The organism is Arcobacter venerupis (assembly GCF_013201665.1).
GTDB classification, from domain to species: domain Bacteria; phylum Campylobacterota; class Campylobacteria; order Campylobacterales; family Arcobacteraceae; genus Aliarcobacter; species Aliarcobacter venerupis.
The window spans coordinates 2,623,925-2,638,799 of sequence record NZ_CP053840.1 but is presented as its reverse complement, the minus strand read 5'-3'; the positions used below and the strand labels follow the sequence as shown (position 1 = coordinate 2,638,799).

The following is a 14,875-nucleotide window of genomic DNA, read 5'->3' as shown; positions in this document are numbered from 1 at the left end:
TTTGTTTTTCAAAGCTTTAAATTTCCAAATAAGTTAAAAAATGCATTTAATTTATTTGAGAATTTAATCTACAGGAGTTATCAATGTTTGGTATAAAAAATATGAAAATTGGAAAAAAAATTATAATTGCACCTGCAATTGCTGTTCTATTCTTATTGATTCTGGCACTTTTTTCTAATAATGCTCTTAAATCTGACAAAAGTACATTAAATGAAATAGTGCAAGTAAAATTTGAATTGTACAAGACAAGTAGTAAATTACTGAGTGATGTAAATTTGTATAATTCAATTTTATATAAAACCTTCAGTTATTCAACTGGTAAATATGAACAATTTATGATTGATGAGCAATTAGCTCTTTTAGAAAAATTAAGAATTAGTATTGTCAAAGAGATGGAAAATTTCTTAAAAGCACCATATTTAACAGAAGAAAATAAAAAAAGTATAGAATCTGTTAATAAAGAATTAATTGAATATAACTTAGCAATAAAAGATGCCGTTGATATGTTAAGTGTTGATTTAGGAATGGCCACACCTATGTTATTTATAACAGATGAGATGTTTTTGAAAATAAATGAAAAATTAAATGCAATAAATAAAACCGCCAATGAAGAAAATAAATCAAGTTATCTTTCTGCATTAGAAAAAATTAATTCAACAACATATACATTGTACACTCTTGTTATAGTTGTTTTAATTATTCTATTTTTTGTAATTCTTGCCATTACAAATTCAATAAAAGAGCCATTACAAAGATTCCAAAGTGGATTAATTGAATTCTTTAAATACTTAAATCAAGAGACAAATGAATCAAAGTTAATTGAAATTGACTCAAAAGATGAATTAGGTATTATGGCAAAAGAGGTAAATAGAAATATTTTAGATATTAATGATTCACTTCAAAAAGATAGATTAGTTGTTGAAAGTGCAATAACATGCGCAAATGAAGCAAAAAAAGGTTTATTAAATGCAAGAATAAAAGGTGAAACAAAAAATCCATCTTTAAATGAATTGAAAAATGTAATTAATCAAATGTTAGAAGCAACAGAGTTAAATATTAATAAAGCCATGAAAACTTTGTCTTTGTATACAAATTATGATTATCGAACAAAAATAGATATATCAGCATTAGATGGAGATTTAAAAGATTTATGCAAAGACATAAATAATTTAGGTGTTTCAATAACATCTATGTTAGTAGAAAATAAAGAAATGGGTTTAGTTTTATCATCTAATGCTGAAAATTTATCTTTAAATGTTGAAAAACTCACATCTTCTGCAAATACTCAAGCTGCATCACTTGAAGAAACAGCAGCTGCAATTGAAGAAATAACATCAAATATGCAAAATAGTTCTCAAAATATTGTAAAAATGACTTCTTTCGCAAATGAAGTTTCAAGTTCAGTAGCAATTGGTCAAGATTTAGCTTCAAGAACAGCATTATCAATGGATGAGATAAATACTCAAACAAATGCAATTGCTGATTCGATTACAATTATTGATCAAATTGCCTTTCAAACAAATATTCTTTCACTAAATGCAGCCGTTGAAGCAGCAACTGCAGGAGAAGCTGGAAAAGGATTTGCTGTAGTTGCTGCTGAAGTGCGAAATTTAGCATCAAGAAGTGCTGATGCTGCAAAAGAGATAAAAGATTTAGTTGTAAATGCTACTAATAAAGCAAACGAAGGAAAAAATATCTCAACAGAGATGATAAAAGGATATGAAAAATTAAATAATAATATTCATAATACTTTATCTTTAATAAAAGAAGTATCAACAGCATCAAAAGAACAGTTTAGTGCGATGGAGCAAATAAATGATACGGTTAATAATCTTGATAGAGTAACTCAACAAAATGCTGCATCAGCTGAAGAAGCAAACAAAGTAGCACGTGAAGTAAGTGAAATTGCAGAAAAAGTTGTAGAGCATACAAATGAAAAAGAGTTTGAGGGTAAATAGTAAATGATTATTTAGCTATACTTGCAAAAAGTAAATTAATCGGAGAATTATGAATTTTAATCAATTAGATGAAGAACAAAAAAAACAATTACATTCAAAAGCAATGGAACTTGCAACAAATTTAGGTGGAGTTAATTTTTTTCTTCAAATGATAGAAGATATAAAAACGGAAAAACCCCATGCCTTATTAAATAAAAGTTGTGTATTTCACTTCTCAAAAGGTAAATTAAATTGGAATAAACAACTATTTAAAGAAAGTATTAATAATCTATTTTCAGCTATGAGAAAAGAAGAAAAAGATGGAGATATGCTAAATGGTTTAGCTCCAAAAGATTACAAAGAGACTATGAATATGATGAGAACTTTAAAACCTCTTATAATTACAGTTACTCCAAAAAAAGTTGATGAACCAAAAATGTTTTCATTTTCTATTTTAGATACAAGTGTAGAGAAAAAAACAAAAGTTGATTTATTCTACAAAATGATGTTTTTTTATCATGTTGATTTTGCAAAAGATGTTATAAATTATAAAACAGAAGAAAATTAATGGATGGTAAAAAAAGATTTAATGTAAAACAAGGTTTAAAAGTAAATATTGTTTTAAAAGAAGATCAAAGAAGTGGAAAATTAACACAAGGTATTGTAAAAGATATTTTAACAAATTCACCAACTCATCCACATGGAATAAAAGTAAGACTTCAAGATGGACAAGTTGGTCGTGTTCAAGAGATTCTATAAGAAAACTTCCAATAATATAGATACTAGTAAATAAAAGGGTATACTGAACCTTGAAAGGTTCTTATGCCAAAACTACGATACATATATCAAACAATAGAGTTTGATAACATTGACATACATGTCAAAACACTAAAAGATAAACAACAATACGATGAAAAATGTGATTTAAACCCAACTGCTGGAATTTCTTCTGCAAATTGGTCTTTGTTTGGTGTGATTTGGCCCTCAGCTAGAATCCTAGCAACTTTAATGAATAACTATAATATCAAAGATAAAAGAATCCTAGAAGTAGGGTGTGGAATAGCCCTTTCAAGTTTAGTTTTAAATCACAGAAATGCAAATATAACTACAACAGATTTTAATCCAGAAGTAAAAAAGTTCTTAAGTGAAAACACAAGAATAAATTATGGAAAAATAATCCCTTTTGAGTGTGCAAATTGGGCAAATAGTGATGATACTCTAGGAAAATTTGATTTAATAATTGCAAGTGATATTTTATATGAACAGTTTCACTTAGAAAATTTAAGTAGATTTTTAAATGAACACACAAATGAAACTTGTGAGATAATAATAGTAGACCCAGGAAGAGGAAATCACGCTAAGTTTTCTAAAATGATGGTTGCTTTAGGATATGAACATAGTCAAAGTGAACCTTTGGATACGGAAGAGTATTTGGATGAACCTTTTAATGGACAGATTATTCGATATAGAAAAGGGTAATAATTAAAAGCTAAAAATTTATTATTCTAATTACAAATGTTATATACTAGTATTCATGGAAAAGTTTGAACAAATAAAAAGAAATCATCATTATGTTTGGAGTTATTATCTTAAAAGTTGGTCGTTTGAAGATAATAAAGTGTTTTATATATCAAAAAAAGGCAAAATTTCTTGTGATAGTGTTAAAGGACTTGCAAAAGATATTGATTTTTATAAAATAAATTCATTAAATGAAAAAGATATATTTTTTATTAAAAAGCTTTCTTCATATTCATCTATCAATTTACAAAATATACATTTACGACAGTTAAATTATTTTAAAAATTTATTAGATATTGAAAATTATAAAATCAATAAATTTTACCAAAATGAACAAAATCAGTTGGTGAATACAATTAAATCAAATACTTTAGAAAATACATATTCAATAATTGAGAATTTAGCATTAAAAGTAATATCAGAATTAATAGAAGGAAATTCTCAAGTACTTCATGAAGATAAAAAAATGATAGCTTTTTTATATTTTATAGGACATCAATTAAGTAGAACAAAGGCTTTTAAAGAAAAAATCTTATTTGCTTTAGCCAAAGATGACAGATTATATGATTTATGGGAAAAAAACTGGTGGTTTATTGCTTATATGTTTGGAATTAATTTAGGGCATAGTTTATATCAAAATCATAAGAAAAATAATCATATATTTATAGTTAATAATACAAATTTAAAATTTATAACAAGTGATTCTCCTGTAATTAATATTCACTCATCATTAAATGAATTAAAAAAAGGAACAGCCCCAGAACATATGGATTTATATTTTCCTCTTTCTCCAAGTTATGCTTACATGATTAATGATTCAGATACATATAATAATTTGAAAGATAATATAAATGAAAGTGATGTATTAAATTTAAATGAATATATTTATAAGAAATCTTATAAAACAGTTTTCGCTGATTCAGAATTAGCTATTAAGACATTAAAAAGGTATTCAAAATAGTTTTATAAGTTTTCTTTTTTTTGAAGACAAATCTATTTACAAAATCTCTCAACCTCAGTGGCAAAATAAACAGGACACTCAATCATCGGATAGTGTCCAGCTTCCATACACTCTATAATCTCAAAATCATTATAATAAGGTTCAAAAAGTTTTTTAATATGTAGTTTATTGAACACAGCAAAGTCATGTTTCCCTGTCATGATTTTAATAGGAATCTTTATATCTTTTACTTCATCTATAAAATCAGTTGTAAGATACATGGTCATATATCCAACTCTGGCTTCTACCGTTGAGGCTTCATATGCCATTTTTACTCTATAATCAAACCAAGTTTTGCTGTATCTTTTACTTGCAGCTTCTACAATTTCTTCTATTTTATTTTTATTCTCTTTCATTGCGTTTATTAACTCATTTTGGGCATGAGGTTTCATTTTTATACCAGCTGCTGAGATTGGTGTGATTAGAATTAGTTGCTTAATTCTGTCATCGATTAGAGCTACTTTTTGGGCTATCATCGTGGACATTGAGTGAGCTAGTAGATTTACTTCTTTTAGATTTAGTTTTGTGATGAGGTTTTTTACATCATTTGCTGCTTCTTCACAAGTATATTCACCACATATGTTTTTTGATAAACCATAACCTCTGTGGTCAGCAAAAATATATGTGAAGTTTGTGGCATCAATATATGGTAAAATTGGGTCGAAATTTGTGTGGTCTCCCATTAGTTCATGTAAAACTAAGATATATTTTTTACCACTACCTACAATTTTATGCCCAAGTATTGTCATACAAACTATCCCTGCACTTTATATTTTTTTAGGAAAATTAAACATAATCCCACACCAACCAAGGCCATTAAAGCACCACTTAATGATGGATAATTATAGTTTAATCCCATAAATAAAGGAATACCTCCTAAAAATGCACCTAAAGAATTTGCAACATTAAATGCAGCTTGTAAAAATGCAGCTCCTAGCATGGCAGAATGTTTTGCACTATCTAACATGATAATATTAATAGGTGCACCAATAGACATAGCAAATGCACCACATACAAATGTAAGAACAACAGTTGCAAACTTATATTCAGATAGGGAAAATACCAATATTAAACATATAACCATCATAGATAAAAGGAAAATTGCAACTTTTATAGGGTTTCTTTTATCAGCTAAATATCCTCCAACTATATTTCCAACTAACATCCCAAGCCCCGCAACAATCATCAAATATGAGACACTACTCTCTTCAAATTTTGTAACATGAATCAACAATGGAGCAATATAACTAATCCATGCAAACAATCCACCAAAACCAGTTGCAACAATAGCTAATATATGCCAAGCTTTGATTGTCTTGAAAAATTCTAGTTCCTCTTTTAATGTAACAGTTTTTACCTCTTTTTGTTTTGGAAGATTTTTATATAAAGAGAAAATTGTTATTAAACCAATTATTGAAACTATTGCAAAGGCATATCTCCAACTAAAAGTATGACCAAGATATGTAGTAAGAGGAACCATAGCGACATTTGCAATTGTAAGTCCTGTAAACATTACAGCAATTGCTTGTGCTGATTTTCCTTTATCAGCAAGTTTTGCAGCAACAACAGTACCAACACCAAAAAAAGCGCCATGTGGTAAACCACTTAAAAATCTTGATATTAGTAATGTAGTGTAATTAGGAGCAATAGCAGATAAAAAGTTGAAAAATGTAAATAAAATCATAAATACAATTAAGATATTTTTAGCAGGAAATTTTGAACTTAAAGCAACCAAAATTGGTGCTCCAATAACTACTCCTAAAGCATATATAGAGATTAAATGTCCAGCAACGGGAATACTGATATTTAAGTCATTTGCAACATCTGGTAATAATCCCATGATTGCAAATTCTGTAGTACCAATAGCAAGTCCACCTAAGGCTAGGGGAAGTAATTTTTTTGTCATTATGTAGAATCTTTTTTTGAATTTAAATTATGTAATTCGGAATTTTAGTAAGAAATATTTATTTTAGACTTAAATGAGAATTATTGGAAATTTGGGATGAAGTAATGAAATTTTTGACTAAACAATTATTAAGCATGTCTTCAGTATAATCCCGTACTTTTTTAGAAAACTAAAATAATTGAGTTTCCTAGAATGGGAGTATCGTTTCAACTTAATGTTGAAGTGCACGAGAAGCATGGGTAAGGCTATAATTACTCAAACCAATTTATATAAAGGAAAGAAATGCCTACAATCAATCAGCTTGTAAGAAATGAGCGAAAAAAGGTTATCAAAAAATCTAAATCGCCAGCATTAAAAGAATGTCCACAAAGAAGAGGAGTATGTACAAGAGTATATACAACTACACCTAAAAAACCTAACTCGGCTTTAAGAAAAGTTGCAAAAGTTAGATTAACTACAGGTTTTGAAGTTATTTCATATATCGGTGGAGAAGGTCACAACTTACAAGAGCACTCAATAGTACTTGTAAGAGGGGGAAGAGTAAAAGATTTACCTGGGGTTAAATACCACATCGTAAGAGGTGCTTTAGATACTGCTGGTGTTGCTAACAGAACTGTTGCAAGATCTAAATATGGTACTAAAAAAGCTAAAGCTAAGAAAAAGTAGAAGGATAGAAAATGAGAAGAAGAAAAGCTCCAGTTAGAGAAATAATGGCTGATCCTATCTATAATAGTAAAGTGATCACAAAATTTGTTAATACAGTTATGCAAGATGGTAAAAAATCTACTGCAGAAAAAATCATGTATGGTGCAATTGCAAACCTTGACGCTAGAGGTGAAGCAGCTGGTATTGAATTATTTGAAAAAGCAATTGAAAATGTTAAACCACTTTTAGAAGTAAGATCTAGAAGAGTTGGTGGAGCTACATATCAAGTTCCTGTTGAAGTAAGAGCCGTAAGAAGACAAACTTTAGCATTAAGATGGTTAGTTGATGCTGCAAGAAAAAGAAATGAAAGAACTATGGTAGAAAGATTAGCTAACGAATTATTCGAAGCTGCTAACGAAAGAGGAACTTCATTCAAGAAAAAAGAAGATATTCATAGAATGGCAGAAGCTAATAAAGCATTTGCACACTATAGATGGTAGGATTATAACATGGCAAGAAAAACACCACTTAACAGAGTTAGAAATATTGGTATTGCAGCTCACATTGATGCTGGAAAAACAACAACTACTGAAAGAATTTTATTCTATACAGGTGTTTCACATAAAATTGGTGAAGTTCATGAAGGTGCTGCTACAATGGACTGGATGGAACAAGAGCAAGAAAGAGGTATAACAATTACTTCTGCTGCTACAACTTGTCATTGGAAACACCCAAAAACAGGTGATGATTTAATGATTAACATCATTGACACTCCAGGTCACGTTGACTTTACTATTGAAGTTGAAAGATCTATGAGGGTTCTTGATGGAGCTGTTGCAGTATTTTGTTCAGTAGGTGGAGTTCAACCACAATCTGAAACTGTTTGGAGACAAGCTAATAAATATAGAGTACCAAGAATGATATTCGTTAATAAAATGGATAGAACAGGTGCAGATTTTTATAATGTTTTAAACCAAGTAAATGAAAGATTAAAATCAAATGCGGTTCCAATTCAATTACCAATTGGTGCAGAAGAAAACTTCAAAGGTATTGTAGATTTAGTTCAAATGAAAGCTATCGTTTGGGATGAAGATGCAGCAATGGGTTCTAATTACCATATTGAAGAAATTCCAGCTGATATGATGGAAATTGCAGAAGAATATAGAGAAAAAATGATTGAATCTGCTGCTGAGTCAATCGAAGAGTTAATGGAAAAATATCTTGAGGGTGTAGAGTTAACTGAAGAAGAAATTACAGCTGGTATTAAAGCTGGTTGTTTAAATATGACTATTACTCCAATGACTTGTGGAACTGCATTCAAAAATAAAGGTGTTCAAACTTTACTTGATGCTGTTGCTATGTATTTACCAGCTCCAACTGAAGTTGCTGATATTAATGGTGAAACTCAAGATGGTGAAGCTGTTATTGTTCCTTCAACAGACGAAGGTGAAGTAGCTGCGCTAGCATTTAAAATTATGACTGACCCATTTGTTGGACAGTTAACATTTACAAGAGTTTATAGAGGGGTTTTAGAATCTGGAACTTATGTTTATAACTCTACAAAAATGAAAAAAGAAAGAATCGGAAGATTACTTAAAATGCATGCTAATAATAGAGAAGAGATCAAAGAGCTTTATGCTGGAGAAATCGGTGCTGTTGTTGGTTTAAAATATACAATTACTGGAGATACACTTGCTTCTGAAAAAGATCCTGTTATCTTAGAAAGAATGGAATTCCCTGAACCAGTTATTTCTGTTGCAGTTGAGCCAAAAACTAAAGCTGACCAAGAAAAAATGGGTATTGCTTTAGGAAAATTAGCAGAAGAAGATCCCTCATTCAGAGTTAATACTGACGAAGAATCTGGACAAACTATTATTTCAGGAATGGGTGAATTACACCTTGAAATTCTTGTAGATAGAATGAAAAGAGAATTTAAAGTTGAAGCTGAAGTTGGTGCTCCTCAAGTTGCTTATAGAGAAACAATTAAAAATGCTGTTAAACAAGAGTATAAATACGCAAAACAATCAGGTGGTAAAGGTCAATACGGTCACGTATATTTAGACATTAAACCATTAGTTGATAGTGAAGAAAACTTTAAATTTAACAATGATATTAAAGGTGGAACTGTTCCTAAAGAATATATCCCAGCTGTTGAAAAAGGTTGTTTTGAAGCAATGCAAGGTGGTATTTTAGCTGGTTATCCAATGGTTAATATTGAAGTAACACTTTATGATGGTTCTTACCATGATGTGGATTCATCTGAAATGGCATTTAAATTAGCTGCTTCAATGGGATTCAAACAAGGTTGTAGATCTGCTGCTGCTCAAGCTGTAATCTTAGAACCAATTATGAGAGTTGAGATTGAAACACCTGAAGATTATATGGGTGATTGTATCGGCGATTGTAATAAAAGAAGAGGACAAATTCAGTCTATGGATGACAGAGCTGGTGTTAAACTAGTTGTTGCATTAATTCCATTATCTGAAATGTTCGGTTACTCTACAGACTTAAGATCTATGTCTCAAGGTAGAGCTACATATTCAATGATTTTTGATAACTATTCAGAAGTTCCAAAAAATGTTTCTGATGAAATTATTAAAAAGAGAAATGGTTAATCACGTTAAATAAGAGTAAAGTATTTCACTCTTATAGTGATTAACGAGCTTTTTTGTGTTATAGAAATCTTTGATTTCCTAATAACACCTAAAGGTCTGTATAGAATAATAGAAATTTTCTTTAGTTTTGTACAAAAAGGGATATGCGTTTGCATATCCCTTTTTTTTTGTTTTAAATTTATTTAAGTTATTATAAATAATCAGCTAAAATGGTTTACATAAATTTAAAATTGGAATAACATTGAGAATAGAAACAAATAATGAATTATTGAATAATATTAAAAGTGCAGGAATAATTTTAAAACCTTCAAGTCCAGAATTAAAAGAGATATATTTAAAAATTAAAACTCTTTTTGAACAAGCTAAAATCGAAGTCTATTTAGAAGATAATTCAGCAAATATGATATGCCTAAAAGGTGGACATTCCTTAGATGAATTATGCCATAAAGTTGACTTTCTAATCTCAGTTGGAGGAGATGGAACTTTACTTTCAGTCGTTAGAAAATCTTTCAAATATGATATTCCAGTTTTAGGAATTAACTTAGGAACTTTAGGTTTTTTAACTGATATAAGTATGGAACAATTACCAAAATTTATTGAAGATTTGAAAAAAAATATTTATAAAATTGATAATAGAATGATGGTTGAAGGAAGTGTAAATTTAAATAAATTTGTTGCATTTAATGATATTGTAATTTCAAGAAAATCTATCTCATCAATGATTAGAATAAAAGGTAAAATTAATGGAAAAGCTTTTAATACTTATTATGGTGATGGTGTAATTATCTCAACACCAACAGGCTCAACTGCTTATAATCTCTCAGCTGGTGGACCTCTTGTTTATCCTTTAACTGAAGCTTTTATTGTAACGCCAGTTGCTCCTCACTCTTTAACACAAAGACCACTAGTTATGCCAGCTGATTTTGAAATAGAGTTTAAAATAGTTGATAATCAAGGTGCAGTTGTAATTGTTGATGGACAAGATATTTATGAAGTTGAACAAAATCAATCTATTAAAATTAGAATAGCAAATAAAAAAGCAAAAATGATGCATAGAATTCAAAGAGATTATTTTGAAGTATTAAATGAAAAACTAAGATGGGGAAATTAATTTGATTACAAGAGTATATTTAAAAGATTGTTTATCTTTTGAAGAGGTTGATTTAGAGTTTAAAAATGGTTTAAATATTTTCACAGGACCAAGTGGTGCTGGGAAATCTATTTTGATGCAAGCGATTTTATCATTATTTGCTCTAGCTGATGTAAAAGCAAATCTTGGTGAAGTATTACTAAATAATTCAAAAATTAATGATGAAACTTATGATTTGTCTATTGATGACGATATTATTATTAAAAGTATTAAAAAAGATAAAGTACGATATTTTTTAAATAATCAATCTGTTTCTAAAAAAAATCTTAGTGATTTTTCAACAAAACTTATAAAACATCTTAACTTAAAAGATACCTCAGAATTTGATAGTTTAAAACTTTTAGATTTTTTAGATAGATTAACTATTCAAAAGAAAAAAGATTTTAAAAAGAAAAAAGAAACATTTAATAATTTATATAAAGAATTAATAGTTGTAAAAAAAGAGTTACAAAAAATATTAGATGATGAAAATAAATTAGAAGATTTAAAAGAGTTTGCAAGATTTGAAATAGATAAAATTGAGCAAATAAATCCAAGTATTGATGAATATGAAGAACTAAATTTAATAAAAAAAAGATTAGCTAAAAAAGAAAAAATAGAAGTTGCAATAAAAAAAGCTTCTGGAATTTTGGAATTTAATCACAATGTTATTCAAGCATTAGAATTAATGGAAACAGATTCTAGTTTTTTTGATGAAACAATGAATGAGTTGAACAATATCTTTGAAAAATTCAATGATTCATTACATGAATTAGATGATATAAATATTGAAAATGTACTGGATAGAATTGAAAAACTCTCAGCTTTACAAAAAAGATTTGGTTCAATTGAAGAGTGTTTAAAATATAAAGAACAGAAAAAAATTGAGTTAGAATCTTATGAAAATATATTTTTCCAAAAAGAAAAATTAGAAAAAAAATATGAAGATTTAAATTTAAAATTACAAGAGTTAGCAAGTGAAATTTCTATTTATAGAAAAGAGAGTTCTTTAATTCTTGAGAAAAAAATAAATGAGTATCTGAAATTTCTATATTTAAGTAACGCTAAAATAATTATTAATGAAAAAGAGTTAGATTTTTCAGGTGCAGATGAAGTTCTATTTGAATTAAATGGGGTATCTTTAGACACAATTAGTTCAGGGGAATACAATAGATTAAGATTGGCATTATTAACTTCAATGAGTGAGTTTGATATTGTTGATAATGGAATACTTTTTTTAGATGAAATTGATGCAAATTTAAGTGGAAAAGAAAGCGATGCAATTTCAAAAGTTCTAAAAAAATTAAGTAATTCATATCAAATATTTGCAATTTCACATCAACCACAGCTAACATCAAGTGCAAATCAACATTTTTTAGTTGACAAAATAAATGGTAAATCATTTGTAAAAGAATTAAAAAATAATGAAAAAGTAAATGAGATTGCAAGAATGATAAGTGGAGAAAAAGTTACATCAGAAGCTGTAGAATTTGCAAAAAATCTTTTAAAATAACATAAACTTGACAAAATATCCTGACTATGGATATTATATAAACAATTATAATAACTAGGAGAGTTTTTTATGTTCAAAAACATATCAATTAAAGGTAAGATTTTACTTCTTTCTTTAGTGACAATCATGATAGTATCATTTGCAATTGCTGTGAATTCTATTTATTCAATAAAAAAGTTTTCAAATAAAAATATTGAGAACTTTAAGAATCAAGCTTATGCAAAAAAAGAGCTAGAACTTAAAAATTATGTATCTTTGGCAATTAAAACCGTTGAAGCATATCATAGTAGAACATCAGTTGATAAAATTAAAGTTGAAGTGCAAGAACAATTAAAAATGCAGACTAATTTTCTATTTTCAATTTTACAATCTGAATATGATAAGTTAAAAGATTCTTTATCAGAAGAAGCATTACAATATAGATTAAAATCAATTATTAATTCAACAAGATACGGAAGTACTGGTTATTTTTGGGTTAATGACACAAATGCTGTTATTGTAGTTCATCCAATTAAACCTGAATTAAATGGTAAAAATTTAGTTGATTATCAAGATAAAAATGGTAAAAAAATATTCAAAGAATTTGCAACAGTTGCAAAAAATAGTGGTGAAGGTTTTGTTGATTATGTTTGGCCAAAACCAGGATTTGAAGCACCTCAATTAAAAGTGTCATTTGTAAAATTGTTTAAACCATATAATTGGGTTATTGGAACAGGTGAATATGTTGAGGATGTAACTTCAAAAATGCAAGAAGAAGCTTTAAAAACAATATCAGAAATGAGATATGCAAATAATGATTATTTTTGGATAAATGATTCAACACCGAAAATGATAATGCATCCAATTAAACCTGAATTAAATGGGCAAGATTTATCTGAAAATAAAGATGCAAAAGGTAAAAAACATTTCGTTGAAATGACTGAAGTTGTTAAAAATAATAAAGATGGTGGTTTAGTAAAATATTTTTGGGACAAACCTAATAAAAAAGGGGAACCTAGAGAAAAATTCTCTTATGTGCAAAAATTTGAACCTTGGGATTGGATTATTGGAACAGGTGCTTATGTTGATGATATAGAGAATGAAGTTATACTAATGGAAGAAAATACTACAAAAGAAATTAATAAAATCATTCTAAATATTATATTATTTTCATTACTTTCAATAATAATTGTTTATGTAATATATAGTTATTTCGTTAATCAATCTATTATTAAACCATTAGAAAATTTAAACAAAGCAATTACTGATATTAGCAATGATACAAATGGCACAGCAATAATTCAAAAAAAATCAAATGATGAAATTGGAAAATTAGTTGATAGTTTCAATGATTATATTGGTAAATTAAAAGATGGTTATGAAGAAGATTCAAAAGTTATTGAAAATGTTGATGAAGTTATTGAAAAAGTAATTAATGGATTCTATGTTTATAAAATTGAGAAAACATCATCTAATCCACAAATTATTAAATTAAGAGATTCGATTAATTCAATGATAGAAAAAACGAATGATAATTTAGTTGCATTAAATAATGTATTAATTGAATATGGAAATTCAAATTTTAGTGTTGATGACTCAAAACTCAATACTTCAAAAGTTAATGGAGTTATCTCATCATTAGCAGCAAGTAGCCAATTAATTGGTGTTACCGTTTCAGAATTTTTATCTATGATTATTGTAAGTGGTAGAAAACTAAATGAAGATACAAATATCTTATCAACAGCAGCAAATAAATTATCTGCATCTGCAAATGAACAAGCAGCTTCTCTAGAAGAAACAGCAGCTGCTGTTGAAGAGATAACTTCTATTGTAAAATCAAGTGTACAAAAAGTTCATCAAATGTCAAATTTAGCTGTTGAACTTCAAAACTCTTCAAAAGATGGTGAAACATTAGCTTCAAGAACAACAAAAGCTATGGATGAGATTGATAACCAAGTTAATTCAATTAATGATGCAATTACAGTAATAGATCAAATTGCTTTTCAAACAAATATTCTTTCATTAAATGCAGCTGTTGAAGCAGCAACTGCTGGAGAAGCAGGGAGAGGATTTGCCGTTGTTGCAGCTGAAGTGCGAAACTTAGCAAATAGATCAGCTGAAGCAGCTAAAGAGATAAAAAATATAGTTCAAATTGCAACATCAAAAGCAAATGAAGGAAAATCTATTGCAAATGAAATGATAGGTGGATATGCAACTTTAAATTCTAAAATTAACCAGACAATTACTTTAATTGAAGATGTATCTCAAGGAAGCAAAGAAGAAGAGAAAGGTATCATACAAATAAATGACACTATTAATACTTTGGATCAAGCTACACAAGTTAATGCAAATTCTGCAACAATTATCAGTGAATTAGCAAGTGAAGTTACGAAACTATCAGAAAATTTATTGAAAATTGCAGATAGAGCTAAATTTAACGAAATTTCAAAAGAAGAGATTGAAGATATAGATTTAGTATTTAAAATTTCTAAATTAAAAAATGATCACATTAAATTTAAGTTAACAAACTTTGATAAAATTGGTAAAACAAAAGTTGCATGGAGTGTTACAAAATCGACAGAGTGTGATTTAGGTAAATGGTTATTGCAAGAAGAAAGTTCAGGAAAAGCATT

At 28.2% G+C, this 14,875-nt stretch carries 12 protein-coding genes and 1 pseudogene; 11 read left to right on the top strand and 2 right to left on the bottom strand.

From position 1 onward, the window contains the following. Positions 1 to 83: 83 nt before the first annotated feature. The 5 genes from AVENP_RS13090 to AVENP_RS13070 all read left to right on the top strand — a co-directional run bounded on the left by AVENP_RS13090 (position 84) and on the right by AVENP_RS13070 (position 4,416). On the top strand, positions 84 to 1,958 hold the full coding sequence (locus AVENP_RS13090) for a methyl-accepting chemotaxis protein (RefSeq protein ID WP_128359708.1): 1,875 nt from the start codon (positions 84 to 86) through the stop codon (positions 1,956 to 1,958). Between the two features lie 49 nt (positions 1,959 to 2,007). Next, a complete protein-coding gene (locus AVENP_RS13085; RefSeq protein ID WP_128359707.1) occupies positions 2,008 to 2,505 on the top strand; it encodes a hypothetical protein in 498 nt (165 codons plus the stop codon). Next, positions 2,505 to 2,696 carry a YwbE family protein gene (locus AVENP_RS13080; RefSeq protein WP_108559633.1) on the top strand — a complete coding sequence of 64 codons (192 nt, stop codon included), beginning with the start codon at positions 2,505 to 2,507 and terminating at the stop codon, positions 2,694 to 2,696. The genes AVENP_RS13085 and AVENP_RS13080 overlap by 1 nt, the downstream gene beginning before the upstream one ends. Before the next feature lie 63 nt (positions 2,697 to 2,759). After that, entirely contained in the window at positions 2,760 to 3,416 is a 657-nt protein-coding gene (locus tag AVENP_RS13075) for a class I SAM-dependent methyltransferase (protein WP_128359706.1), read from the top strand. Positions 3,417 to 3,471: 55 nt separating this feature from the next. Further along, positions 3,472 to 4,416 carry a DUF4238 domain-containing protein gene (locus AVENP_RS13070; protein WP_128359705.1) on the top strand — a complete coding sequence of 315 codons (945 nt, stop codon included), beginning with the start codon at positions 3,472 to 3,474 and terminating at the stop codon, positions 4,414 to 4,416. Between the two features lie 32 nt (positions 4,417 to 4,448). Here AVENP_RS13070 and AVENP_RS13065 read toward each other — a convergent pair whose 3' ends face one another. Both AVENP_RS13065 and AVENP_RS13060 read right to left on the bottom strand, forming a co-directional pair. Beyond that, positions 4,449 to 5,204, bottom strand: a complete 756-nt coding sequence (locus AVENP_RS13065) for an alpha/beta fold hydrolase (RefSeq protein ID WP_128359704.1) — start codon at positions 5,202 to 5,204, stop codon at positions 4,449 to 4,451. A gap of 5 nt (positions 5,205 to 5,209) precedes the next feature. Further along, positions 5,210 to 6,361, bottom strand: a complete 1,152-nt coding sequence (locus AVENP_RS13060; protein WP_128359703.1) for an MFS transporter — start codon at positions 6,359 to 6,361, stop codon at positions 5,210 to 5,212. 282 nt (positions 6,362 to 6,643) lie between these two features. Between AVENP_RS13060 and rpsL the strand changes: the two genes are divergently transcribed. The 6 genes and pseudogenes from rpsL to AVENP_RS13030 all read left to right on the top strand — a co-directional run. Next, the gene (rpsL, locus tag AVENP_RS13055) at positions 6,644 to 7,027 is read left to right on the top strand and encodes a 30S ribosomal protein S12 (RefSeq protein WP_108559629.1); all 384 of its coding nucleotides are present in this window, start codon (positions 6,644 to 6,646) and stop codon (positions 7,025 to 7,027) included. 11 nt (positions 7,028 to 7,038) lie between these two features. Beyond that, complete coding sequence (gene rpsG / locus AVENP_RS13050; protein WP_128359702.1) at positions 7,039 to 7,506, top strand: 30S ribosomal protein S7; 468 nt, start codon at positions 7,039 to 7,041, stop codon at positions 7,504 to 7,506. Positions 7,507 to 7,515: 9 nt separating this feature from the next. Then, the gene (gene fusA, locus AVENP_RS13045; protein ID WP_128359701.1) at positions 7,516 to 9,621 is read left to right on the top strand and encodes an elongation factor G; all 2,106 of its coding nucleotides are present in this window, start codon (positions 7,516 to 7,518) and stop codon (positions 9,619 to 9,621) included. 241 nt (positions 9,622 to 9,862) lie between these two features. Further along, positions 9,863 to 10,732, top strand: coding sequence for an NAD(+)/NADH kinase (locus tag AVENP_RS13040; protein ID WP_128359700.1), 870 nt, complete (start codon positions 9,863 to 9,865; stop codon positions 10,730 to 10,732). A 1-nt stretch (position 10,733) separates the two neighbouring features. Then, positions 10,734 to 12,263, top strand: coding sequence for an AAA family ATPase (locus AVENP_RS13035; RefSeq protein ID WP_128359699.1), 1,530 nt, complete (start codon positions 10,734 to 10,736; stop codon positions 12,261 to 12,263). Positions 12,264 to 12,332: 69 nt separating this feature from the next. Then, positions 12,333 to 14,601 (top strand): annotated as a pseudogene (locus AVENP_RS13030) (methyl-accepting chemotaxis protein); the annotation flags it as partial. Positions 14,602 to 14,875: the final 274 nt, after the last annotated feature.

Excerpts from the sequence above, each read along its gene's own strand:
- AVENP_RS13080 (WP_108559633.1), top strand. The coding sequence starts at position 2,505 with ATGGATGGTAAAAAAAGATTTAATGTAAAACAAGGTTTAAAAGTAAAT.
- rpsL (WP_108559629.1), top strand. The coding sequence starts at position 6,644 with ATGCCTACAATCAATCAGCTTGTAAGAAATGAGCGAAAAAAGGTTATC.
- AVENP_RS13070 (WP_128359705.1), top strand. The coding sequence starts at position 3,472 with ATGGAAAAGTTTGAACAAATAAAAAGAAATCATCATTATGTTTGGAGT.
- AVENP_RS13065 (WP_128359704.1), bottom strand. The coding sequence starts at position 5,204 with ATGACAATACTTGGGCATAAAATTGTAGGTAGTGGTAAAAAATATATC.
- AVENP_RS13060 (WP_128359703.1), bottom strand. The coding sequence starts at position 6,361 with ATGACAAAAAAATTACTTCCCCTAGCCTTAGGTGGACTTGCTATTGGT.
- rpsG (WP_128359702.1), top strand. The coding sequence starts at position 7,039 with ATGAGAAGAAGAAAAGCTCCAGTTAGAGAAATAATGGCTGATCCTATC.
- AVENP_RS13090 (WP_128359708.1), top strand. The coding sequence starts at position 84 with ATGTTTGGTATAAAAAATATGAAAATTGGAAAAAAAATTATAATTGCA.
- fusA (WP_128359701.1), top strand. The coding sequence starts at position 7,516 with ATGGCAAGAAAAACACCACTTAACAGAGTTAGAAATATTGGTATTGCA.
- AVENP_RS13085 (WP_128359707.1), top strand. The coding sequence starts at position 2,008 with ATGAATTTTAATCAATTAGATGAAGAACAAAAAAAACAATTACATTCA.
- AVENP_RS13075 (WP_128359706.1), top strand. The coding sequence starts at position 2,760 with ATGCCAAAACTACGATACATATATCAAACAATAGAGTTTGATAACATT.